This is a genomic window from Patulibacter ginsengiterrae, assembly GCF_056269115.1.
On record NZ_JBWDOG010000002.1, the window covers coordinates 1 to 23952 of the forward strand.

17 protein-coding genes and 3 tRNA genes are annotated in these 23952 nt (G+C 72.9%); 11 read left to right on the top strand and 9 right to left on the bottom strand.

Annotated features, from left to right (window positions below; all coding sequences use genetic code 11):
• Positions 1-443 precede the first annotated feature (443 nt).
• From ACVUH9_RS03470 to ACVUH9_RS03485, 4 genes are all read left to right on the top strand, one after another.
• A tRNA-Pro gene (locus ACVUH9_RS03470) sits at positions 444-517 on the top strand.
• A gap of 202 nt (positions 518-719) precedes the next feature.
• Complete coding sequence (locus ACVUH9_RS03475; protein WP_475753992.1) at positions 720-2582, top strand: PKD domain-containing protein; 1863 nt, start codon at positions 720-722, stop codon at positions 2580-2582.
• A gap of 212 nt (positions 2583-2794) precedes the next feature.
• Entirely contained in the window at positions 2795-5404 is a 2610-nt protein-coding gene (locus tag ACVUH9_RS03480; RefSeq protein ID WP_475753993.1) for a collagen-binding domain-containing protein, read from the top strand.
• 678 nt (positions 5405-6082) lie between these two features.
• Positions 6083-8014 (top strand): DEAD/DEAH box helicase, encoded by a 1932-nt coding sequence (locus tag ACVUH9_RS03485; RefSeq protein WP_475753994.1) that lies wholly within the window; start codon positions 6083-6085, stop codon positions 8012-8014.
• 572 nt (positions 8015-8586) lie between these two features.
• On the opposite strand, the gene ACVUH9_RS03490 is transcribed toward ACVUH9_RS03485, so the two are convergent.
• On the bottom strand, positions 8587-9870 hold the full coding sequence (locus ACVUH9_RS03490; RefSeq protein ID WP_475753995.1) for a hypothetical protein: 1284 nt from the start codon (positions 9868-9870) through the stop codon (positions 8587-8589).
• A 297-nt stretch (positions 9871-10167) separates the two neighbouring features.
• Here ACVUH9_RS03490 and ACVUH9_RS03495 point away from each other — a divergent pair, with 297 nt between their 5' ends.
• The gene (locus ACVUH9_RS03495) at positions 10168-10464 is read left to right on the top strand and encodes a hypothetical protein (RefSeq protein WP_475753996.1); all 297 of its coding nucleotides are present in this window, start codon (positions 10168-10170) and stop codon (positions 10462-10464) included.
• A 1-nt stretch (position 10465) separates the two neighbouring features.
• The gene (locus ACVUH9_RS03500) at positions 10466-11440 is read left to right on the top strand and encodes a hypothetical protein (protein ID WP_475753997.1); all 975 of its coding nucleotides are present in this window, start codon (positions 10466-10468) and stop codon (positions 11438-11440) included.
• A 117-nt stretch (positions 11441-11557) separates the two neighbouring features.
• On the opposite strand, the gene ACVUH9_RS03505 is transcribed toward ACVUH9_RS03500, so the two are convergent.
• Positions 11558-11644 (bottom strand) — tRNA-Leu (locus ACVUH9_RS03505).
• 214 nt (positions 11645-11858) lie between these two features.
• Between ACVUH9_RS03505 and ACVUH9_RS03510 the strand changes: the two genes are divergently transcribed.
• The 4 genes from ACVUH9_RS03510 (at position 11859) to ACVUH9_RS03525 (ending at position 14018) form a co-directional block, all read left to right on the top strand.
• Positions 11859-11931: transfer RNA gene (locus ACVUH9_RS03510), tRNA-Glu, on the top strand.
• Positions 11932-12139: 208 nt separating this feature from the next.
• Positions 12140-12700, top strand: coding sequence for a hypothetical protein (locus ACVUH9_RS03515; RefSeq protein WP_475753998.1), 561 nt, complete (start codon positions 12140-12142; stop codon positions 12698-12700).
• Positions 12701-12885: 185 nt separating this feature from the next.
• Positions 12886-13389 carry a hypothetical protein gene (locus tag ACVUH9_RS03520; protein WP_475753999.1) on the top strand — a complete coding sequence of 168 codons (504 nt, stop codon included), beginning with the start codon at positions 12886-12888 and terminating at the stop codon, positions 13387-13389.
• Positions 13390-13580: 191 nt separating this feature from the next.
• On the top strand, positions 13581-14018 hold the full coding sequence (locus ACVUH9_RS03525; protein ID WP_475754000.1) for a hypothetical protein: 438 nt from the start codon (positions 13581-13583) through the stop codon (positions 14016-14018).
• 73 nt (positions 14019-14091) lie between these two features.
• On the opposite strand, the gene ACVUH9_RS03530 is transcribed toward ACVUH9_RS03525, so the two are convergent.
• Positions 14092-14652: a cob(I)yrinic acid a,c-diamide adenosyltransferase gene (locus tag ACVUH9_RS03530; protein ID WP_475754001.1), complete on the bottom strand. Its 561-nt coding sequence runs from the start codon at positions 14650-14652 to the stop codon at positions 14092-14094.
• A 128-nt stretch (positions 14653-14780) separates the two neighbouring features.
• Here ACVUH9_RS03530 and ACVUH9_RS03535 point away from each other — a divergent pair, with 128 nt between their 5' ends.
• The gene (locus ACVUH9_RS03535; protein WP_475754003.1) at positions 14781-15788 is read left to right on the top strand and encodes a hypothetical protein; all 1008 of its coding nucleotides are present in this window, start codon (positions 14781-14783) and stop codon (positions 15786-15788) included.
• An 85-nt stretch (positions 15789-15873) separates the two neighbouring features.
• Here the strand turns inward: ACVUH9_RS03535 and ACVUH9_RS03540 are convergent, their stop codons facing one another.
• The 6 genes from ACVUH9_RS03540 to ACVUH9_RS03565 all read right to left on the bottom strand — a co-directional run bounded on the left by ACVUH9_RS03540 (position 15874) and on the right by ACVUH9_RS03565 (position 23918).
• Entirely contained in the window at positions 15874-17157 is a 1284-nt protein-coding gene (locus tag ACVUH9_RS03540; protein WP_475754005.1) for an NAD(P)/FAD-dependent oxidoreductase, read from the bottom strand.
• Entirely contained in the window at positions 17154-18581 is a 1428-nt protein-coding gene (locus ACVUH9_RS03545; protein ID WP_475754006.1) for an FAD-dependent oxidoreductase, read from the bottom strand. Before ACVUH9_RS03545 ends, ACVUH9_RS03540 begins: the two co-directional genes overlap by 4 nt.
• Entirely contained in the window at positions 18578-20032 is a 1455-nt protein-coding gene (locus ACVUH9_RS03550) for an FGGY family carbohydrate kinase (RefSeq protein ID WP_475754008.1), read from the bottom strand. The genes ACVUH9_RS03545 and ACVUH9_RS03550 overlap by 4 nt, the downstream gene beginning before the upstream one ends.
• A complete protein-coding gene (locus tag ACVUH9_RS03555) occupies positions 20029-21591 on the bottom strand; it encodes an APC family permease (RefSeq protein WP_475754010.1) in 1563 nt (520 codons plus the stop codon). The genes ACVUH9_RS03550 and ACVUH9_RS03555 overlap by 4 nt, the downstream gene beginning before the upstream one ends.
• On the bottom strand, positions 21588-22430 hold the full coding sequence (locus ACVUH9_RS03560) for a GntR family transcriptional regulator (protein WP_475754012.1): 843 nt from the start codon (positions 22428-22430) through the stop codon (positions 21588-21590). Before ACVUH9_RS03560 ends, ACVUH9_RS03555 begins: the two co-directional genes overlap by 4 nt.
• Before the next feature lie 240 nt (positions 22431-22670).
• Positions 22671-23918, bottom strand: coding sequence for a hypothetical protein (locus ACVUH9_RS03565; protein WP_475754013.1), 1248 nt, complete (start codon positions 23916-23918; stop codon positions 22671-22673).
• Between the last annotated feature and the right edge of the window lie 34 nt (positions 23919-23952).

Sequence of the window (23952 nt, forward strand, 5' to 3'; positions counted from 1 at the left end):
TGGTTGCACAGGAGCCTTCCAAGCTCTTAGGGCGGGTTCGATTCCCGTCGCCCGCTCCATCGAAACGACGAGGGCCGCGACTGATGTCGCGGCCCTCGCTGCTTCCCTCGTGATTCGTCCCGTGTGGAGGTGCCCGCGTCCGCCCGGTTGCTGCGGACGCGGGGGTCTTGGCGGTTCCATCAGCCGTGACGGCGGACGGAAGCGATGGGGGTGGGGTCGATCATGCGGGTCTCCGATCAGGTCGGGTGATCAAGCGATGAACCGATCGTCGCATCAGTTCCTTGGGCGGAGCACGGGCGTACCTCTCGGGCTCCTAAGCATTCGCGAGCAACTGACTAATCCGGGTCTGGGAGTCACCGGAGCGGCCGACCGGCCGGAGTCGAGATGCCGAGCGGGAAGGGAGCACCCGTCCGCGGCCTCGCTCCGGTACTCTTCTCGGTCCTCGGGGAGTGGCGCAGTCTGGTAGCGCACCCGGCTGGGGGCCGGGCGGTCGCAGGTTCAAATCCTGTCTCCCCGATCGAGGACTGAAAGGCCCGCATTTGCGGGCCTTTCTCGTTCTCTAGGCCCGCTCGGATACCCGTCCAACGGCGTTTCTCGCGCAGTAGGGTCTTGCGTCTATGACGTCCTTCTCGCGAGCACTCGCTCGTCTAAGCGTGGTGGGTCTCGCTGCTGCCGTTCCCGCCGTCGCCTCCGCGCCAACCGACGCCGCTATCACCCGGTTGGGTCACGGACAGTGCTACTGCCAGGGCCTCGGGCTCGACGCCGCCGGCAACCTGTTGGTCTCCGACCCCAATTCCAACCGGCTGCTGAAGCTCGACCCGTCGGGAGGCCTCATGCAGGCCTTCTACGGCGGCAGCGGCTGGAGCTTCAACCTGCCGCACGACTCGGCGGCGCTGCCCGACGGCAACATCGTCGTGACGGACCGGTCCGACCGAACGCTCGTGATGACCCCCAGCGGCGGGCTCGTTCGCCGCTATGACTTCGGGTGGTACGCCGGCGGGGTCGCGGTCACGCCCCAGGGGCGCGTGTTCCTCGCGAACGAGGTCAACGTGGAGAACGCCGACCCGGACGGGTCGAACGCGACGACCTGGTTCGCGGACGACTACGGCTGGAAGAACGCCGGCGGGGTGGCGTACAACCCGGTCAACGACCACATCTACGTGGTCGACTCGCAGACCGCTCGCGTATTCGAGCTCACCCAGGCCGGCACGGTCGTCCGCACGTTCGGCAGCTTCGGCAACGGCTTCGGGGAGCTCAACCGTCCCAGCGGGATCGCGGCGGACGCCAACGGCGCCCTGTATGTCACGCAGCCCAACTTGTCCGGCACCAACGCGCGCACGCTGATCAAGAAGTTCTCGCCGCAGGGGATCGAGCTCGGCGTCTGGGACGCCCCTGCGTTCCAGCCCTACCGCCTGGCGATCCGGGGCAGCAAGCTCTACGCCACCGTCTTCGAAGGCGTCGTGGCGATCGACCTCGACCGTCCGATCGCGTCGTTGAAGGGTGACAAGCCGGTGAAGACCAGCCAGGAGCTGACCTTCGACGCCAGCGGCTCCTCGCAGCCGTTCGGGGCGGTCTCCCGCTACGAGTGGGACCTCGACGGCGACGGCAACTTCGAGACCGACACCGGCAGTTCGCCGCAGGCGTCGCGGCGGTTCGTCTCCGCGGGCACGCAGACGGTCCGGGTGCGCGTCTCCGGGTCGCTCGGCGGTACCGATACGGCGGAGGTGCAGGTCCCCGTGTCGCCGTCCGCGGCCGTGATCGCGGCGCCGGCCACGGCGTTGACCGGGACCCCCGTGACGTTGAACGCGGCCGCCTCCGCGCTGCCCGCCAGCGAGATCACGAACGTCGCCTGGGACCTCGACGGCAACGGGAGCTTCGAGGTCGATACCGGCACCACGACCTCGGCCGCGACGTCGTTCGCGGCCCTGGGCACGTTCGCGGTGGGGGTCCGCATCTCGCGCAGCGGCGGCGTGGTCGACGAGGCCCGGGCGAACGTCGCGACCCGCCCGGCGCCGCCGGCCGGCCGTGTCGGCGTCAGCATCAACGGGGGCGCGCTGTACACGAACACGCCGAAGGTGACGCTGGACGTCATCTGGCCCGCGTTCACGAGCTCCACGGTGATCGCCAACGACGGCGGGTTCCGGGGGGCGAGCGCGGTTCCGGTCGTCGAGCGGATCGCCTGGACGCTTAACAGCTCCGGCCCCGAGCGCCTGCCGAAGACGGTCTACCTCCGCTTCGACGGCGAGACGAAGACCTTCCAGGACGACATCATCCTCGACGAGACGCCGCCGACCCTGAACTCCGCCCAGCTGGTGCCGACCGGTGGCGTGGCCACGCCACGCGCGAAGAAGGCGACGAAGAAGCGCTCGTTCCGGGTCAAGGTCGCCGCGAAGGACAAGACCAGCGGCGTTGCGAAGGTCCAGCTGGCGGTCAAGAAGGGCAAGCCGCTGGCGGCCGTCAAGTACAAGAAGACGGTCTCGGTCAAGAGCGCCACGGCACCGAAGTACGTGCGCGTCCAGGACGGTGCCGGCAACTTCAGCACGTGGAGGACTCTCAAGGCGGGGAAGAAGCGCCGCCGCTAGCGGCGGCGCGTTGCTGCAGCCGCCGAAGGTGTCGGCGGTTGCAGCGGCACGAGGGACACCTGGACGCCTAGGTAAATATGTCGCATCGACTCTGGACGTTCAGGCAGTGCCGGCGTGCGAACGGCGTATGTGTCAGTAGGGTTCGGCGTCGTCTCGGGGTCCGGCGTGTGCTGCCAACGACCCGACCGCCCTTCGATCGAGTTGGCCTCCGTATGCACCGTCTAGCTTCGCGTCCCGCGCGCCGCCTCCCCGCCCTGCTCGCCTCCGTCGCCGCGATCTCCGCGTCGGCGATCATGCTCGGGGCCGCCGCTCCGGCCGCGCAGGCGACCGTGCCTCCAGCGACCTGCACCGCCCAACCAGCACTCGGCGCCGCCCAGGGCTGGACCGAGTTCGTGGCCGGGGACGGGCAGCGCGGATCGGAGTCCGAGGGCTCGATCGCCTACGGCGGATCGCTCGCCGCCTCCGGGATGACGGTCGGCACGCGGCTGACCGCGCCGACCACCACGACGGACACACCGACGCTCGTGGTCGCGGGCACGGCGCACTCGTTCAACCTCCAGCGCGGCAGCGCCTACGTCGGCAACCTGACCGGCTACATCAACTACAACGGCGGCGGCCGGCGCCTGACCACGTCGCCGCTCGACGTGGCCGGGGCGTTCCCGGACCTGCGCGCCCGCTCGACGGCGTGGGCGGCGGCGCCGGCCACGGCCACCGCGCGGGTGATCGAGTCCGGTACCGAGGGCACGATCGCGCTCGGGGGCCAGGTGCTGCTGCTGCGCGGGACCAACGCCCAGCGCAACGTCTTCAGCGTCACCCCGGCGCAGCTGCGCAACATCCGCGCGACGCTGATCGACGTGCCGGCCGGCTCGACGACCCTGATCAACGTCTCCGGTCGCGCCGTCCAGATCGACGGCGAGACCCGCTACCGGGTCGGCAACGACTACCGCCAGGCCGACGACGCGCCGGTCAACGACGCCGTCCGCCGGACGGTCTGGAACCTCTCGCTCGCCGAGACCGTGACTCTGAACTCGGGCTCGGCCTTCGGCGGCACCGTCTTCGCTCCGAGCGCCGCCGTCGGCGCGCTCAGCATCGGGCACTCCAACGGGCAGATCGTCGCGGCCTCGTTCCGCTCGAACTTCGAGACCCACCAGTACCTGCTGCCGGGCGACGCCTGCCTGCCGCCGGTCACCCCGCCGACCCCCGATCCGGAGCCGACCGGCACGGCCGAGCTGCACGTCGGCAAGAGCGTCGATCGGGCCGAGGTGCTCGGCGGCGAGCAGGTCAGCTTCACGCTGACCGCCGAGAACCGCGGCACCGCGGTAGCCGAGGACGTCGTCCTCAGCGACCTGCTGCCGGTCGGCCTGAGCTTCGTGTCCGCCGATCCCGGCTGCACCGTCACCGGCCAGGTCGTCCGCTGCGTCGTCGGCGCGATCCCGGCGGGCACCACGCGCAGCGTGCGGATCGTGGCCCGCGCCGCCGTCCTGCTCGCTCCGGCCGGTGGCAACGACCAGCTGCAGGTGGGCAAGGTCGAGGAGCAGCTGACCCTCCAGAAGGGCGAGATCGTCGCCAAGCGCCTGGTCTGCGCGAACGGCGGCATCCTGACCGACGGGGCGGTTCGCGTCGACCACGTCGACCAGGGCGAGGGCACGCTCGAGGACGTCGAGGTGCTGCGCCTGAACACGCTCGTGGACGGGAGCTACGAAGCGGTCGTCGCCAACCACTCGACCGGCCAGGCCCAGGCCAAGCTGTTCGGGACCTGCCTCTCGCCCGTGACGACCGAGGGCCACCCGCTGCTCGTCGGCGACCCGGTCACGAAGACCGTCACGCTCGGCCTCGGCCGGCATACGGCGAGCTTCGACTGCGGGGTCGGGCGGACGCCGATCGCGCCGAGCCTCGACGTGGCCCGCGGGCGCGCCCGCGTCGTGGGGTCGGTGCCGGTCGGTGACGGCGGTCGCCGGATCGTGCTCCAGGTCGACGTGGCCGACAGCGAGGTGACCGTCGGCGTGCGGTGCCTCTCGCAGCTGACCGGCGACGCCAATGGCACCACCACCGCGCTGCGCTGGAACACGATCTCGAAGCCGATCACGGTCGCGGCCGGCCAGATCGTCACCGAGTCGCTGATCTGCGGCGACCAGCAGAAGGGGATCGTCGCCGGCTACGAGCTCGACGGCGGCCTCGTCTCGCTCGGCAACGACCCGCAGCCGAAGAGCCGCGTCTTCCGGATCCACAACCCGACCGGCGCTCCGCTGAGCGGGACCCTCTACCTGCTCTGCATCGATGAGCGGACGACCAACCCGCAGGGCGTCTCCTCCGTCACCAACACCGTCACCGGCAGCTCGGCGAGCCCGCAGGCGACCGGAGCCGTGCTCTCGGCCAGCGCCGGCGTGCGGATCCAGGGCGCGGCCCCGCCGAGCGGCACGCCGTCGGTGCAGATCGACCCCCCGGCGATCGCTCCGCCGTCGCTCGCTCCGACGGTCGGGCCCGCTCCGACGGTCGCTCGCACCGCCACGGCCCGCACCGCGACCCTTCGCTCGTCGACCGTCGCCGTCGCCGTCCGTTGCGCCAGCGCAGCCTGCTCCGGCACCGTCGAGGTCCGGACGACCAAGCGTCTGCGGGTCGGCGGTCGCACGATCAAGGCCAAGGGCCTGCTCGCCCAGCGTCGCTTCCGGGTCACGCGGGGCCGGGACGGCACCGTCCGGGTCGTCCTGCCCAAGCGGGTCGCCGCCGCGCTGCGGGCCCAGAAGGTCCGGAGCGTGCGGGTGACCGTGCGCGACGGGGCCGGGCGCCGCACCAGCACCGTCCTGCGGCTCGGGCGCGGCTAGCCAGGCCGGACCCCGCCCGGTGCTCTAGCGAGTACCGGCGGGCTCGCCGGCAGCGGGCTCGGTCGGCGTCTCGGGCGCTGGGCGCTGGAGGTCCCGGTGGGGGCGGTGACCGGACCGCAGGATCGGGTCGTCACCGCTGCGACCGGAGAGCGGAACCCGGTGCGGACGTCGGTGGCGGTCACGGTGACCGCGCCGCGGACGAGGATGGCCGGCGTCGAGGACCGTGAGGTCGCGCAGCGATGGGCGTTTCATGAGAGCTCCTGGTGTCGGGACGGACGGGGCTGTCGACTGCTGTTGTCGATGTGCGCGAGCCTAACCGTGCCGGGGACCTCCATCCAGAGCCGATCGGACCGGCGACGCGGTCGGATCGCGGTTCTGTCAACGTAAGCGGGTCTGCGAGCGGCCGGAGCACCCACCGAGTGGGGCTCCTCCCGAGAGGCGCCCGAACGGGCGGGCCTCTCCGCAGGGGCTGTCCGCCGGCCCGTCCGTCGGCGCAGGCAGCCCGTGACATCACCCGCCGGGAAGCGTGACGTCGAGGCTGATCCGGTCCATCCGTGGATGCGGTCTGGTTCTGGAAGCGCGCCGCCGGTCAGGAGAGCCCCCGACGTACGACGTCGGGGACCGGACGCACCACGCACGCCGCCGGAACGGCTGCCGTTCCAGAACGAGGACCTGAGCATGAGCATGACCCCGACCGACGACGCCACTCCGCAGGCCGAGTCGCACCCGAGCGACGACACGGCGGCGCCCGAGGCGCCCGCCCCGACCGACGACGCGGCCCCGAGCGAGACGCCCGCCGTGGCCGACGAGCCGCAGGCGAACGACGAGTCGCAGGCCAGCGACGAGCCCAAGGCCGGCGACGAGCCCAAGGCCAAGGATGAGCCGAAGGCCAGCGACGAGCCCAAGGCCAAGGACGAACCCGTGCCCGCCGACGAGCCGGTGGCGGACGACGCCGGCCCCAGCTTCGCCGACCTCGAGCTGCGACCCGAGCTGCTGAAGACCCTGGTCGGGCTCGGGTACGAGGAGCCGACCCCGATCCAGCGCGAGACGATCCCGTCGCTGATCGCCGGCCGCGACCTGCTCGGCCAGGCGGCGACCGGGACCGGCAAGACCGCGGCGTTCGCGCTGCCGATGCTCCAGCGGCTGCCCAAGGGCGGGGACCGCACCGAGCCGTTCGCGCTGGTGCTGGTGCCGACCCGCGAGCTGGCCGTCCAGGTCTCCGAGGCCTCTCACCGCTTCGGCAGCGAGATGGGCGCCCGCGTGCTGCCGATCTACGGTGGCCAGCCGATGAGCCGGCAGCTGCGCGCGCTCCACCGCGGCGTCGACGTCGTGGTCGCCACCCCGGGCCGCGCGCTCGACCACATCCGTCGCGGCTCCCTGCGGCTCGCCAGCCTCGAGATGGTGATCCTCGACGAGGCCGACGAGATGCTCGACATGGGCTTCGCGGAGGACATCGAGGAGATCCTCAACGAGACCCCGGAGAACCGCCAGACGATCCTGTTCTCGGCGACGATGCCGCCGCGGATGGACAAGATGGCGCGCCGCCATCTGAAGAACCCCGTCCGGATCCAGATCGAACGGCCGACGGTCGCCGCCGGCGAGGCGCCGCGCGTCCGCCAGACGGCCTACATCGTCCCGCGCGCCCACAAGCCGGCCGCACTCGGTCGCGTGCTCGACGTCGAGATGCCGACCGCGGCGATCGTCTTCTGCCGCACCCGTGACCAGGTCGACGAGCTGACCGTCACGCTCAACGGCCGTGGGTTCCGGGCCGAGGCGCTCCACGGCGGCCTCAACCAGGAGCAGCGCGACCGCGTCATGGGTCGCCTGCGCAACGGCACCACCGAGCTGCTGATCGCCACCGACGTCGCCGCCCGTGGGCTCGACATCGACCAGCTGACGCACGTCGTCAACTACGACGTGCCGTCGGCGGCCGCCTCCTACGTCCACCGGATCGGCCGCGTCGGTCGTGCCGGCCGCGAGGGCGTGGCGATCACGCTCGCCGAGCCGCGCGAGCACCGGATGCTCAAGAACATCGAGCGCGTGACCGGCCAGACGATCAAGGTCGAGAAGGTCCCGACCGTCGCCGACATGCGCGCCCGTCGCCTGGAGCTGACGCGGGCCGCCGTCCACGAGCACCTGATCGCCGACGACCTCGATCACTTCCGGGTCGTCGTCGATGCGCTCTCCGACGAGTTCGACGTGATGCAGATCGCGCTGGCCGCGGTCAAGCTCGCCCACGAGGCCGGCGGCGACGCCTCCGACGAGCAGGACATCCCCGAGGTCGTCTCGCGCTCGGCCGGTCCGAACGGCAAGCGCGGCCAGGGTGGCGCGGGCCACGGCAAGCGCCCCGACCGCGGGCCCGCCGCCGACATGACCCGGATCTTCGTCGGCGCCGGTCGCAGCGGCGGCGTCCGCCCGCAGGACCTGGTCGGCGCGATCGCCGGCGAGTCCTCGCTCAGCGGCAAGGAGATCGGCGCGATCCAGATCACCGATCGCTTCGCGCTGGTCGAGGTGCCCAACCACGCTGCGGAAGAGGTCGTCCAGGCCCTGCGCGGCACCCGGATCAAGGGCAAGAAGGCCACGATCCGCCTCGATCGCGACCAGGCCTAGTCTGACGCCGCGGAGACGGGTGCCGGTGCGCCCGTCTCCGCGGCGAGACACCGGCCTCGTTCGCCGCCGCCGAGCAGCACGCGACCCCGGAGCAGATCAAGGCGCTGACCGAGTGCCTGTTCCACCCGATGGCCGATGACGCCGAGTTCGACGCGGTCTGGTCCGACGTCTTCCCGGTCTACTTCGCCGATCCCGAGCGGATCGACTTCTCGTCGCTCGACGCGGGTGGGGGCAACGCGGCGGCGTTCAACGCCTCGCTGCGGATCCTGCCCAACGTGAACGTGCTCGAGCGGCTCGGGGAGCTGACGATGCCGACGCTGGTGCTCGGGGCGACGAAGGACTGGACGTTCCCGCCGCCGGTCGGCGCCCGCCGGATCCACTCGCGGATCCCCGGGGGCGGAGTACGTCGAGTTCGCCGACTCCGGCCACTACCCGTTCATCGAGGAGTCCGAGGCCTTCGTGGGAGCGGTCGGCGACTGGCTGGCCCGAACCCCGTCGGGGTCGGCCGTCGTGCGCTGAGCGGCGGGGCGGCGGCGACCGCGGCGGTTCGGACGGCCCGCCGCCGTCCGGGCTCAGCCGCTGGTCGAGTCGCTCAGGTGGCGGCCGACCGGGCCGACGTAGATCCCGCGGGGGAGGCCGGCCAGATCGGCCTCGCCGCCCTTGACGAGGGCGAGGTAGACGCGGCAGGTCCGCTGGAGGCCGCGGCCGGTGGCCACGCGGACGTGCGGCCCGGCCCAGAGCTGCCGGCCCTGGTGGGTGAAGAGGTACTCGCGGGCGTTCTGGCCGCGGGCGCTGACGCTGACGTCGTCGGCCCAGTCGAGCTGCTCGGAGAGGGCGACGTCGCGGATCGGCCGTCCGATCCCCTCCGGGACCGCCCAGGCCGCCGCGACCCGGTCGAGCGCGACGAGGTCGCGCAGCAGCTTGCGCGGCTCGTCGTAGGGGGCGGTGCGCGCGGTCTCGAAGGCCCGGTCGGTGTAGACCAGGTGCTCGGCGTGGGCGGCGGCCAGCTCGACCGCTTCGAGCACGGTCCGGACCTCGGGCAGGTCGTCGACGTGGAGCGGCGCACCGTCCTCCGGGTCGACGAGGTCGACCGTCGCGGCGCCGGCCTCGACCGCCAGCCGTCGCAGCCGGCGGGCGCTCGCGCGCAGTCGGTCGCGGTCGGCCTCGGCCGCCTCCCGCAGATCGGTCAGCTCCTCGAGCGCCTGGCCCCGCGCCTCGAGCTGGGCCTCGAGGTCGGTGACCCGGGCGACGAGGCCAGTCACCTCGGCGTCGCTGCGGTCGGCGGAGGGGCCGTCGCCGCCGGGACCGGTGCTCGCCCGGTCGTACAGCTCGCGCAGGTGGTCGCGTTCGGCGACGGCCTGGGCCAGCCGCGCGTGGGCCCGCTCCAACTCGCCGGCGAGCAGCTGCCGCTCGCCCTGCTCGCGGCCGGCCTTCGCCCGCTGTCGGGTCTCGCGCTCCTGCGCCCGGGCGACCTGGCTGGCGGCCCGCTGGGCGTCGAGGCTCCGACGCTTGGCCGCCGTCTCGGCGGCCCGGCGAGCGTCGGCGGTCTGCTCACGCGCCCGCTGGAGCAGGCGAGCGGCGGTCGCGAACGAGGCCGGGAGGACGTTCGGCGCGCCCGGCGCGGGCAGCTGGTGGTCCGTGAGCGTCGCGGCTTCGTCGGCATCGAGCCGGAGCAGTCCGCTGATCGCAGCCGCGGTCGTGCCGGGAGCCGGACCGTCGTTCGAATCCGGGGGCGTGTCCTTGGCGCTCTTGCGGGCCTTGGCGTGGCGCCCGCTGCGGCTGCCCGTGCCCTTGGGCGCCCGCCATCCACGTCGTGACCCGTAGCCTCGGGGTTCGTCGTCGGGGTTGGCGGACATGCTCCCCGATCATCGCACTGCTCTACGGCGTATGTTGCGGTGGGCGCCGGTTCCCAGCCGGCGAACGGGCCTGGAAACGCTCATGCTCGGCGTTGTGGCGCTTGGTGGAGCCCAGATCGGCCAAACCGCTTGCGTAGCGACGTCTGCGTCAGTACGGTGATCCGCGTGAGCCGAGACCCCACCGGCGACGCCTCTGTTGCGGCGATTTCCGTCCCCCTCGCCGACGAGATGCTCGTCGCCGTGCGTGCCGAGCTTCAACGGCGTGAACAGGCGCTAGCCGAGGCTGAGGCCGGGCTGATGCCGCTCCGTCATGAGGTGGCGCGACTACGCCAGGCGATCGACGTGCTCGAGGGCCGTGTGCCCGCGACGCCGTCCAACGGAAACGGGGACGGCAGCGGAAGACAACGACCGCGGGTCCGGCGCAACCGGGTCGCGCGGATCGCCACGATCCGGCAGCTGCTCGACAGTGGCGAGCGGATCACCGGGATGGTCGTCGCCGATCGCCTCGGCGTCTCCGCCGGCTACGCCCAGGAGCTGCTGGCGGTGGCCCGGCGGGAGGCGGCGGCCGAGGCGTCCGTGGAGCGCCCCGACTAGCATGCGTCACGTCGACGCGGAACGGACGATCGTGTTCGGCGCGGAGGCGCTGGGCACGATCGGCGAGTTCGCGGCCGACGGATTCACGTTGCTGACCACCGCCCGCGCGGCGTGGTCGGCGCCGGCGGTGGCCGATCGAGCGGGCACGGTGGTCGAGGTGCCCGCGGGCCTGGTCGAGGACGTCGCCGGAGACCTCCGCGGTCGGGTTGGCGGTTCGCTGCTCGTGGCACTGGGCGGCGGGCGGGTGATCGACGTCGCCAAGGCCCTCGCCGCGGCCGATCCTCCCTGCACCGTGGTGGCGATCCCGACCACGCTCTCCGGGGCGGAGATGACCCAGGGGCACCGGCACGCGCGGGGCGTCGAGCCGAAGACCCCACGGGTGCGACCGCGGGTCGTCCTGAACGACCCGGCGCTGAGCGCGTCGCAGCCCGTCGACCGGCTCGCCGCCAGCAGCGCCAACGCGCTCGCTCACGCCCTGGCCGGGCTGCTCGGGGACCGGGCGACCCCGATCAGCGCCTCGATCGCCCGCGAGGGGAGCGTCCGGCTCGTGGCGGGTTGGCGTGGGGTGGGGCCCGATCGCCCGACGGTGGCGCTCGGCGCGCTGCTCGCCGGCTGGGCGCTGGACCACAGCGGCCTCGGCCTGCACCACGTGCTCGCCCAGACCGCGGTCCGGACCGGGGCGATCGGCCACGCCCAAGCCAACGCGGCGCTGCTGCCGGCGACGATCGCGGCCCTGCGGCGGCGTCGACCGGACGAGCTGGGTCGCCTCGACGCGGAGCTGGGCGTCGCGCTCGAGACCTTCGCGCAACGGCTCCGCGAGCGCGCCGGAGCGGACCTCGGGGTGCTGGCCCACGACGAGGAGCTGCGCGACCGCGCGGTCGAGGCGGCGGTCGCCCGGCCGGAGATCGGTCGCGTCCCACCGGCCCCCGATCGTGCCGAGCTGCGGGCGATCTACCGGGCGGCGGCTACGGGCTGACCGGCGGTTCGCGTGCCCTGGACGGCAGTTGGCGTCCCCAGACGGCAGTTCGCGTGCCCCGGAAACGACAGAACCCCCGCGGTCCTTGCGGAGCGCGGGGGTTCTGGGTGCTGCGTATGGTGCGGATGAGAGGACTCGAACCTCCACGGGGTTGCCCCCACGGCGACCTGAACGCCGCGCGTCTACCAATTCCGCCACATCCGCGTGGCGATCACGGCTGTGCCGCGAGCGGAGACAATAGCGCACGCTGGGAAAAGACGGCGGCCCGTGGCGGGGCGGGGTTCGCGGGGCCGAGCGGGGAGCGGGGGCGGGCGACGCGCGCCGCGTCGGGAGTGCTATAAATCCCGCTCCGCAGCGCGGCCAACGCCTTCACCGGCGCGACGTGCACCGCGGCAGAAGTGCTATAAATCGCCTCCGCGCCGCTATCGTCCAGGGGACTAGGACGCCGCCCTCTCACGGCGGAAACCCGGGTTCGAATCCCGGTAGCGGTACCTCTCGAAGCCCTCGCGAAAGCGGGGGCTTCGTCGTTGGCGGGGTCCGGTCTCGGGTTTCGTAACGGCCAGGCTCGACCGTTCGTCTGTTTGCTTGGCGGGCGGGGGCGCGGTCGTCAGAGTGCGCGGCTCCGTCGTCGACTCTCCTGGAGCCCCGTCCGTGCCCCCTTCCCTTGGGCTCGCTCGCCCCTTTGCGCTGCTGATCGCGGTGCTGTCCCTCGCCATGCTCTCCGTCGCTCCGGCGAACGCGAGCGACAAGTCGCTGCGCTCGACGGTGATCTCGGCCGGCAAGCAGCTCGAGCGGGCCGGGGAGTCTCTGGAGATGCCGGAGGACGAGGAGAGCCCGAGCTTCGCGGCCGAGTACCAGACCGGGATGCGGAAGCTCGACGGCGCGTTCGCACGCTACGGCCGGCGGATCGCCGCGCAGCGCGGGTCGACGGGCAAGGGCCGGCAGGCCCGCAAGCTGCTGCTCAAGAGCACCGACGCGATGCGCAAGAGCTATGCGCTGGTCACGAAGATGACGCTCGACGAGGATGAGCCGTCGCAGCACGACCTGGACAAGGCCGCGCGGCTCTCCGACGCCTCGGCGCGAGACCGCCGGCGCGCCTACAGGCTGCTGAAGATCAAGCTCCCGGCTCCGCTCGGCGAGGGGGCGGTGGTCGTGACCCCCGACGAGGGCAGCTCCGACGACGAGAGCTCCGACGACGAGAGCTCCGACGACGCGGGCGGCGACTCCGACGAAGACGGCGGCGAGGCTGCCGCCGAGTGAGGTCGGCCGGCGGGGCGACGCGTTCGCCCGGCGGCCCCGCCAGGACCACCGCAACAACCGGGCTGCCGCCGCGCCTCCGCGCGCGCACGGCCCTGTTCGTCGATCGTTCGTCTGTTTGCTTGGCGGCATGGGGACGGGGTCGTCAGAGTGCGCGGCTCCCTCAACGACTCCCCTGGAGCCATTTCGTGTCCCGTCCCCTTGGGCTGACCCGCCCGCTGGCACTGCTGATCGCTGTGCTGTCCCTGACCATGCTCTCCGTCGCGCCCGCGAGCGCGAGCGACAAGACGCTGCGCTCGGCGGTGATCTCGCTCGACAAGAAGGCGAGCAAGCAGATCGATGCGATCGACGGGCCGGAGGACGAGAAGAGCCCGACGTTCGCGGCCGACTACACGGCGGCGATGGAGCAGGTCGACGGGATTCTCGTCGAGTACGGCGAGCAGATCGCCAAGCAGCGCGGGTCGACCAGCGCCGGTCGCACGGCACGCAAGCTGCTGCTGAAGTCGGTCGACGGATCGCGGAAGCTGTTCCGGCTGACGACGAAGGTCATGCTGGATAGCGCGGCCGGAAAGGAACCGTCGAAGAGCGACATGGCTGGCCTCACGAAGGTTGGCAAGGCGGTCGAACGCGACAGTCGACGGGCCTACAAGCTGCTGAAGATCAAGTACGACGACAGCGCTGTCAGCGGGTAGCGTTCCGCCACCCGCTGAGGTCGGGTCCCGCAACGGGGCCGCCGGCCGAACCTCGCCGTCGAACCGTTCGGGCGCTGCCTCGTGCGGCCGAGCCCGCGCCGTAGAAGCGCCCGATTCCCGTCACCGACTCCCCGGAGCCTTTCGTGTCCCGTCCCCTTGGGCTTGTTCGCCCGCTCGTACTGCTGATCGCGGTGCTGTCCCTGACCATGCTCTCCGTCGCTCCCGCGAGCGCCAGCGACACGTCGCTGCGCTCGGTGGTGGGCTCCGGCGTCAAGCAGTGGCAGCGGGAGAGCGATGCGATCTTCGCCACGTTGCCCGACGAGAAGGATCTCGGGAGCAGGGCCTACTCCGCCCGCTACGCCGCTGCGGTCGAGCGGCTGGACGCGCCCCTGGTGCGGTACAGCAGGAAGGTCGCGGCCGAGCGCGGGTCGACCAAGGCCGGGCGGAGGGGGCGCAAGCTGATCCTGCTGAGCATCGACGAGATGCGCAGGCACTACCGGCTCACCGCCAAGCTCTCGCGGGCCTACGCCAAGGGGCACCACCCCTCGAAGCGCGACACGGCCGAGGTCGACCGGCTCGCCCGGAGCTCGGAGAAGCACCAGAGCCAGGGCGTCAAGCTGATCTGGTAGCGCGAGGAGACCGAGACGCCCCGGGCCCGGCGCCGAAGCGCAGGGCCCGGAGCCCCCGGCGTCGCCTCGCCGCTCAGGCGGTGCTGCCCGGCTTCCAGAGCGGCTCCTCGCCGCTGTTGGCCGCGCGGGAGAGGATGAACAGCAGGTCGGAGAGCCGGTTCAGGTACCGGATGACCTCCGGGTTCGCCCCTTCGACCAGCAGCGCGCGCCGCTCCGATCGGCGCGCGACCGTGCGGGCCACGTGCAGGTGGGCGGCGGCGGGGCTGCCGCCCGGGAGCAGGAACGACCGCAGCGGCGTCAGCTCGGCGTTGACCTCGTCGCAGCGATGCTCCAGCCAGGTGACCTGCTCCGAGGTCGCACGGAGCCGGTCCTTGCGGGCGTGCTCGGTGTCGTACGGGACCGAGAGGTCGGCGCCGAGGTCGAAGAGGTCGTTCTGGATCTGCCGGATCCAGGGACCGAAGCGCTCCGGCAGGTCATCGAGGGTCAGGACGACGCCGAGCTGGCTGTTGAGCTCGTCGATGTCGCCGTAGGCCTCGATCCGGGGATGGGTCTTCGGTACCCGGCTCATGTCGCCCAGGTGGGTTTCTCCGGCGTCACCGGTTCGCGTGTAGATGCGCGTCAGGTTGACGGTCATGCGTTGCTCCTCTGTCGGGGACCGGGACCGCTCCCGCCGACCCTAGCGTTCCGGGGTGATCTCTCGAGGCCGACGGACGGCCCGTGGGAGCGGGGGCGAACGGCGGCGGATCCCTAGAATCCGTCGCCGTGCTGACGTCGTCGCCCCGTTCGTCCCGCGTCCGCCGAGCGCTGTTGCTGCTGGCCGTCGCGGGCGGCCTGGCCGCCGTCAGCGGCTGCGGCAAGGTCGGCGATCCCTCGGCCGGGGTGCGGGTCCTCGTCACCACCGACGACGGCGCCAAGGTCCTGCTCGACGAGACCAAGGTCGAGGTCAAGGACGAGGAGTCGGTCCTGGCCGTCCTCCGGCGCACCGCCGACGGGGTCGAGACCAACGCCGCCGGCTCGGCCGTGACGACGATCGACGGCCGCACGGCCAAGGGCGGTGCCGCCTGGAGCTTCTGGGTCAACGGCGTCTCGCTCCGCAGCGGCGGCCTGCTCAAGGGCCAGGACGTCAACCTCCAGCAGCCGCCGGTCGTCGAGACGCCGCGTACGGCCAAGGTCTTCAACGGCGACACGATCTGGTTCGACCTCCGTCCGAACGCCAAGGTCGGCACCCCGCGCGGCGTCGTCGGGACCTTCCCCGAGCCGTTCCTGCACGGGGCCGAGGGCATGCGCTGGCCGCTCCGGGTCGAGTGCGCCGAGCCGCGTCAGCAGGCCTGCCGTCAGGTCCGCGACGCGCTGACCCGCTACGAGATCCCCGTCTCGACGAACCTGCTGCGGACCTCCTACAACCCCGAGAGCGCGCGGGTCGCGGTCGGCACCTGGGACAAGATGCGCGAGGACCCGGCCGCCCAGCTGGCCGAGCGGGGCCCCGGGGCCTCCGGCGTCTGGGCCGTGCCCGCCAAGAACGGCCGCACGATCGAGCTGCTCGACGGACCCGGCAACGTCGTCGACACGCTCGGCCCGGGCACCGGCCTGATCTTCGCCTCGCGGTACCGCGACGAGCCGCCGAGCTGGATCGTCACCGGCACCGACCAGGCCGGGCTGCTCCAGGCCGCGGGCGCGCTCGACGAGGAGACGCTCCAGCGACACTTCGCGGTCGCCGTCCGCGGCGGCACGGTGACGCCGCTGCCGGTCGCGAAGGCCGCCGGCCGCTAGCGCCTCCCGGCCGGGCGCGCGGGACCGGCCCGCGGCCCGCGAAGGTCCCGGCCCGCTGACCTTCGCGGGCCGCGGACGATCCTGCTCAGGCCCCGGAGATCCGGACCGGTCCGCCGGTCGGATCGACCCCGTCGACCCAGCCGGCCGGCAGGGTCGAGCAGCGCGCCGGACCGGCGTGGCTCAGGCGGCCCCGCCACAGCTCGCGGTCACCCTGCGTGACCCGGACCAGCAGCCGTCGACCCTGGACCAGCGTGCGGACGGCGAAGCGGTTGCGCGGCGGCCGTCCGCCGCCGGGCACGACGACGTTCGGGGCGACCCACTTCAGCGGCGCGTCGACCTCGACCGGCACGCTCGTCCCGGGCGTCCAGGCGCGGACGTCGGCCGGGGCGGTCAGCCAGCGAGCGATCGTTCCCGCGACGTGGCGGCCGTCGAGCGCGGCGACATCGCCGGTCTCGGTCGGGTGCAGCAGGTTGCCGGCGGCGAAGACCCCAGGACGGTCGGTCCGGAGCGCCTGGTCTACTCGCGGGCCGCCGGTGCCGGCGTCGCGGGGCACGTCGGCGGCGACGGCCAGCTCGTAGTCGGCGATCCAGTCCCCGGTCAGCAGCACCCGGTCGCAGGCGAGCTGCTCGAGGCGACCGCTGTCGAGGTCCTCCAGCTCGATCCCCGTCACCCGGTCGACGCCGAGGATCCGGCGGACGCGGACACGGGTCCGCAGCGGGACCCCGAAGCCGAAGCGACCGCCGAGCGCGACCGGCGCCCAGGTCTCGTGGCGGGCCTGCTCGGTGACCATCGCGATCGGCGATGCCCCGCCGTGGCGGAGCGTCGCCAGCGCCGAGTACGAGACGTGCTCGGCCCCGACGATCACGGTCCGGCCGGGCACGCGGTGGTGCTCGAGGTAGACCTGCTGCTGGAGCGTGCCGGTGGTGAGGACGCCACCGGTCGCGCGGACCCCGGCGATCAGACGGGCGCTGCGCGGACGCTCACGGACGCCGGTCGCCAGCAGCACGGCACGGGGCGCGATCCGGGTGCGACCGTGACGGCTGGTGGTCCACGCGGCCGGCGCGGCGTCGGGGCCGGAGTCGCCCGGCGCGTCCCAGCCGGTCACCATCGTGCTCGTGCGCACGTCGATCCCGGCGCGGGCCGCGGCGTCGCGGAGCCGGGCCGCGTACGCGGGACCGGTCAGGCTGCGGTGGAGGTCGCGGAGGCCGAAGCCCTGGTGATCGCAGTGGCGGGGTACGCCACCGGCCTCCGGCTCGCGCTCGACCACGGTGATCCCGCGGACGCCCTGGCGTCGCAGGGCGACCGCGGCGGTCAGGCCGGCGGGGCCACCGCCGACGATCAGGACGTTGGGGGTCTCGGTGACGCTCATCGGACCGGCTCCGACGCGCGCGCGGTCAGCGCCTCGCCCAGCAGCGAGTCGACCCGACCGCCGCAGTAGAAGCTCTGGCAGCGGCCCATGGTGGCGCGTGTTCGGCGGCGGAGCCCGTCGACGTCGACCGCCGGGACCGGCGAGTGGAGGGCGTCGTGGATCTCGCCGCGGGTGACCCGCTCGCAGAAGCAGACGAGCTCGCCGCAGTCGGGATCGGCGGCGATCCGCTGCTCCTGCTCGTACGGGCGGGGGAAGGCCTCGCCGATGTTCGGCATCCGCAGCTCCGGCAGGTCGTCGCGCGGCTCCAGCTCGAGCCCGGCGCCGACCAACAGCTCGCAGACCGCCTCGCCGATCGCCAGCGACGACGTCAGGCCGGTCGAGCGGATCCCACCGACCGAGACGTAGCCCTCGGGCGCGAACAGCGCCAGCTGGTAGTCCTTGTGCTCGGTCGCGGCCCGCAGGCCGGTGTAGGTGGCCGTGACCTCCTGGTCCAGCAGCGCGGGCAGGATCCGGCCGCCGGCGTCGAGCAGCCGGGCGAGCCCGTCCGGGGTCGTGGCGCGGTCGTCACGGTCGTCGATGTCGTCGGCGGTCGGCCCGAGCAGGACGTTGCCGAAGGTCGTAGGGGAGACGAGCACGCCCTTCGTCGTCGCGGTCGGGACCGGCAGCAGCACGTGGTTGACCAGCGGACGCGAGAGCTTGTCGAACACGATCAGCTCGCCGCGGCGAGGGCTGATCGTGTAGCCGTCGTGCCCGGCGAGCCGGTGGACCACGTCGGAGGCGAGCCCGGCCGCGTTGACCAGCCAGCGGCAGGTCAGGGCGCCCTGGCTGGTGTGGACGCGGAAGCCGTCGCCGCCGAAGCCGTCGGCGGGGCGGAGCCGGTCGATCGCGGTGACCGCGCACGAGCGGCGCAGGTCGAGTCCGGCCTGGACGGCGTCGTAGGCGTAGGCCAGCGGCGTGGTGAAGGGGCAGACGATGTGCTCGTCGGGGACCTCGAGCGCACCGAGCGCGCCCGGGCCGAGGTGCGGCTCACGGCGGCGCAGCTCCTCGACGGGGATCTCGCGGACCTGGTCGTAGCCGTTGCGGCGGGCCTGGTCGATGATCTGCGGGAAGCGGGCCTGCTGCTCCTCGTTCCACGCGACCAGCAGCGCGCCGAGCGGCTCGATCGGGATCCCGACCTGCGCCGCGTACTCGTGCAGCAGCGCGTGGCCGCGGGCGACCAGCCGCGACTCGATCGTGCCCGGCGTCGCGTCGAAGCCGGTGTGGAGGATCGCGGTGTTGGCCTTGCTGGTGCCGGCGGCGATGTCGGGCCGGGCCTCCAGCAGAGTCACGTCGAGGTGGTGGCGGGTCAGCTGGCGGGCGATGCCGAGGCCGACGACGCCGCCGCCGACGATCACGACGTCGCGGTCGAACGAGGGAGTGGTCACTGGGCCTCCGGGGGAGAGGGCGGGAGCGGGGGAAGGGCGGCGAGCGCCTCGGCGGCGATCCGCCAGCGAGCGACACGGGCGCTCGCGGTTGCGGCGTCGATCCGGGGCTCGTAGGTCGCGGACGGGCGCCAGGCCGGGACGGCCTCCTCGGCGTCGGCGGCGAGGCCCGCGCCGAGCCGGGCGAAGGCGGCGACGCCGAGGCCGGTCGCGTCGGGCGACGGGTAGACCTCGACCGGCACCTGCAGCAGGTCGGCCTGGGTCTGGAGCAGGACGGCGGAGCGGGTCAGTCCGCCGTCGACGCGCAACGTCCGCAGCGGGGCGCCGAGGTCGCCGACGACGGCATCGGCGAGGTAGGCGACCTGGGCGGCGATCCCGTCGACCACGGCCCGGACGAGCTCGGAACGGCCGGTCGAGAGGGTCAGGCCGACCCAGCCGCCGCGGGCGTTGGGGGCCCAGAACGGGGCGCCGAGCCCGGCCAGGGCAGGCACGAACAGGGCCTCGCTGTCGGCGGCGGCGTCACCGGCGAGCGCGTCGACCTCGGCCGCGGAGCCGGTCAGGCCGAGCCCGGCCAGCCAGTCGATCGCGGCCGCCGCGGTGTAGACCTGGCCGTCGAAGCAGTAGCTGGGCGTGCCGTCCAGTCGCCAGGCGACGCAGGCGGCCAGCCGTGCCTGCGAGCGGACCGGCGTCGTCCCGGCCTGGGCGAGCAGGAAGGCGCCGGTCCCGTAGGTGCACTTCGCCTCGCCTGGGACGAGGCAGCGCTCGGCGAAGAGGGCGGCCTGCTGGTCGACGCAGAGGCCGGTCAGCGGCAGGCGCGGGCCGAAGGCGTCGGTGGTGCCGAAGTCGCCGGCGCAGTCGACGACCGTCGGCAGGCTCGCGGGGTCGAGGCCGAAGATCCCGCAGGCCTCGGGCGACCAGTCGCCGGCGTCGAGATCGAGCAGCAGCGAGCGCGAGGCGGTCGCCGCGTCGGTCACGAACGCGCCGGTCAGCTCGCGGACGAGCCAGGCGTCGATCGTGGTCACGACCGCGCCGGGGTGTTGCCGGGCCAGCCAGGTCAGCTTGGGGGCGGAGAAGTAGGGGTCGAGCGGCAGGCCGGAGATCGCCGTCAGGCGATCGCCGTGCTCGGCCAGCTCGTCGGCGATCGTGCTCGCCCGGCGGTCCTGCCAGCTCAGCGCGGGGCCGAGCGGGCGGCCACTCGCGGCGTCGAGCGCGAGGACCGTCTCGCCCTGGTTGCCGAGGCCGACCGCGACCACCGGCACGCCCGCCGCCGCCAGCGCCTCACGGCCGGCGGCGACGATCGAGTCGAGCAGCTCCTGCGGATCCTGCTCGACGTGTCCGGGGGCCGGCGACCGGGGGCGGACCGGTGCGCGGCCCTCCCCGAGGACGGTCCCGTCGGGCGCGACGACGAGCGCCTTCGTCGACGAGGTCCCCTGGTCGACGGCCAGGACGTTCATGCGTTGCTGGTCGGAACCGGGTCGACGGTGCCGGCGGGGACCTCGCCGGTCTCTGCCTCCCGCGCCGCGATCGCGGCCTCGTCGGCGGCCAGTCCGGGACCGATCGGCCCCTGCTCGCCGGCGGTCGGCCGCAGCGCGTCGCGGTTGAACAGCATCATCAGCGCGAACACGACGACGCCGATCGCGAACATCACGCCGACCAGCTTGACCGGGTCGCGGAACTGCTCGGGCAGCGTCAGCGCGGAGAGCGCGAACAGGCACCAGGCGACGGCGCCGACGACGACCGGCCAGGTCCAACGGCCGAGGTTCCAACGCGACTCGACGTTGGGCAGCTTGTGCTTGGTGAACGCGAACAGCAGCACGGTGATCAGGTAGATCGTCGTCGGCAGGATCGTCGCGGCGGCGAACAGGTTCGCCAGCGCGTTCTCCCCGAACAGCATCGTGAAGACGATGCCGCCCGCGAGGATCAGCAGGATCGCCGGGATCGGGGTCCCGGTCTTGGGGGAGACCTTGCCGAAGACCTGGAAGGCGGGGAACCGGCGATCGCGGGACATCGCGTAGACCAGCCGCGAGCCCGAGGTCATGATCGTCAGGCCGCAGACGAACTGCGCGATCGAGATGAACGCGTAGGTGATCCGGGTGAAGACCTCGCCGAAGTGCGAGCTCATGATGTCGGCGCCCGGGGTCGAGGACGCGGTGATCGCGGCGACGTTCGGGATCGCGACGGTCAGCGCGACGAGGAACAGGAAGCCGGCGCCGGTCGAGACGAGCACGCCCTGGAGCATCGCCTTCGGAACGACCTTGCTCGGGTTGTGGGTCTCCTCGGCCAGGTTCGCCGCCGACTCGAAGCCGACGATCGTGTAGGCGCCGAGCAGGACCGCGACCATGAAGGCGCCGTTGAAGCCCCAGTAGTTGCCGTCACCGGCGTGGGTGCCCTTGGAGAAGAGGTTCGAGGCCGATCCGCCGGAGTCGCCGAAGAGCACGGCGCCGATCAGCAGCACGCTGAGGACGAGGATGCCGACGATCTCGATCCCGACGCCGATGTTGTTGATCAGGCTGACGAGCTTCTGGCTGAAGACGATCAGGAGGGCCTGCAGGCAGAGGGCGCCGATCGTCAGCAGCCGGACGTTCTCGACGGTGTGGTCGAGTCCGGTCAGCGGGATCAGCGACTGGTCGGCCATGCCGTAGGTGACGGCGACGATCACGATCGCCAGGAACGAGTACGAGATCCAGCCGAAGCCCCAGCCGACCTTCGGTCCCACCAATCGTGAGGCCCATTGGTACGAGTAGCCCGCGATCGGCATCCGCAGCGCGAGCTGGATGAAGACCAGCGCGACGAGCGTCTGGCCTGCGCCGGCCAGCAGCCACATCCAGATCCCGACCGGCCCCGAGTTGCCCAGCAGCAGGCCGTAGCCGGTGAAGATGCCGGTCGCGATCGAGACGAACGAGAACGCCATCGCGAACGAGCCGAACGGGCTGATCGTCCGCTTGACCTCTTGTTCGTAGCCGAACCGGCCGACGTCCTCGTCGGTGGTGGTCGCCTGGGGGCTGGTGCTCATCGGTGATCGTCCTCGCTGGGATGGGGGGAGTGAGCCGCCGGGGCCGCGGGCGGCAGTCGGCCGTCCTCGGTCTCCGGGGCCGCGACGGCCGGAAGGACGTTGCTCGGCCGCTCGGGGATCCGCGCGTGGGCGACGAACGTCGAGCGGTGGGGCAGGTAGAGGTCGCGGGCGTACTCGACGGGTACGCCGCTGAGGGTCTGTGCGGTCCGGGTGACGCGCATCAACGGCGCGCCGGGATCGCAGCCGAGGTCGTCGGCGTCCTCGGGCTCGGCCGCGACCGCGTCGAGCTGTTGGAAGGCGTGGTCGGGGAGCAGGCCGTACTCCTCGACGAGCAGCGCGTAGATCGAACGCTGCTCGAGGTCGTGGGCGTCGAGGTCGGGCGTCAGCGCGAGCGGGAACCACGAGCGCTCGAGCGCGACGGGCACGCCGTTGGCCGTCCGCACCCGCACGACCCGCCAGACCTCGTCGTCGGGCTCCAGCCGCAGTGCGGTTGCGGCGAGCGCGCCGAAGCGGTCGAGCCGGACCGGAGCGCGGTCGCAGTCGATCAGCTGGGCGGCGGGGCGGCGGCCCTTGCCGAGCACGCCCTCGGTGAAGGAGATCAGGACCGAGGTGTCGATCGTGATTCGCGGCTCGCAGGCGTAGGTGCCCGAGCCGTGGCGACGGTCGACGAGGCCGTCGGCCTCGAGCAGGTCGAGCGCCGCCCGCAGGGTCGCCCGGGAGACGCCGAGCTCCTCGCAGAGTCGGCGCTCGGCGGGGAACCGCTGCCCGGGCTTGATGGTCCCGTCGTGCATCCGGGCGACGAGGTCGTCCCGGACTGATGCGAAGCGCTGTGTAGCCATAGATCCAAGTGGTCCGCTCGGTTGCGTGCACCGTAGGGAGCATTCGCACGATATGCAAACCACTTTCCCGCAAATTGCGGGAAAATTAGTTCAAGTGGTTCAGACCACTGCTCGATACGGGACGACGTCGGGTCGATCCCGAGCGACAGCGACCCCGCCACGGGCGGGGTCGACGAGACGGCGTACGGACCCCGCCCGCCCACCCACCTGCCGGAGCGGCGGCGGGCGGGTGTCGCCCGGCTAGCGCCGGGCGACCGGCAGCCAGGTCTGGGCGGCGCCGTTCATCTGCAGGATCTCGCAGCCGCGGGCACTCGGCAGCGCCGGATGCTTGCAGCTCCAGCGCCCGTCGCTGGCGAGTCGGCGGAGGACGACCAGCACGTCGTCGCTGGGGCGCGCGACCGCCGTCAGCGCCGAGCCGTAGCGCTCGGTCTGGGCGGCACTGAAGCCGCCCTGCAGCGCGGCCTTCCTGCCGCCGGCGTACGTCATGCGGAGGACCTCGGAGCGGCTGTCGCCCCCGGTCCGCAGGACCGGCACCACGACGTCGGACGCGCTCAGCACGGGCCGGCCGAGCGCGGCGATCGTCCGCCGCGTGGTGGTCGTGGTCAGCACGGTCCGTGCGACGCGGCCGGCCTTCTTGCGCTGGTTGACGATCAGCTGCCAGCGCTTGCCCGGGCCGGTCGTGTGCCACGAGTAGGCGAGCGTGCTGCCCCGCAGATCGATGTCGGACGGGCCGTAGGCGACGATCGGGAGCGTCCGCTTGCCGCGCCGCACGCGCCGCGGGCCGAAGAGGCTGGCCTTCTTCGGCGCCGCCCCGTCGAGAGCCGCGATCGCGATCCCGTACCGCTCGCGGCGTCCGGGGACGACCTCGCGCGAGAACGCGATCTGGTTGCCCCAGACCGCCGGATGGCGCTCGTTGAGATCGGCGCGTGAGGCGGAGGGGACCGGGCCACCCGCTCCGGTCCGGGGATCGATGCGGTAGATGTCGCAGCCGACCGGGCTCGCCTCGACCGCCGAGACGCAACGGCTGTAGACGATCAGTGGACCGCCGTCGGGACCGAGGCCGATGCTCGCGTCGATCGGGGAGTCCTGGGTCGGGACCGGCAACGTCACGCCGGCGCCGGCCGGCGTGCGGGCGATCAGCTGGTAGCGCCCGGTCAGGTCGCGTCGGCTCCAGACGAGCCAGCCGTTCCAGCCATCGATCGGCGTCTCGTTCTGCTCGACCGAGAGGACCAGCGGCCCGGGGGCGGTCGGCGCGGGCGGGGTGGGCGCCGCGGTGGCCGCGGCCGGCGGCACGACGACGCCATCCGCGGTCGGCACCTCGGTGGTCGGGGTCGTGGTCGTTCCGGTCGCCGGGGCCTCGGTGGTGGTGACCGTGGGCGGGGTGCCGGCGGAGGCCCCCGCGTCCTGGGCGAGGGCGGAGGGCGGTAGCGCGAGCACGGCGGCAGCCGCGAACGCGACCGTCGCCGAGGAAGCGAGGCGGAACGTCACGGAGACTGAAACCCCGAGAACCCGAAGAAGTTCC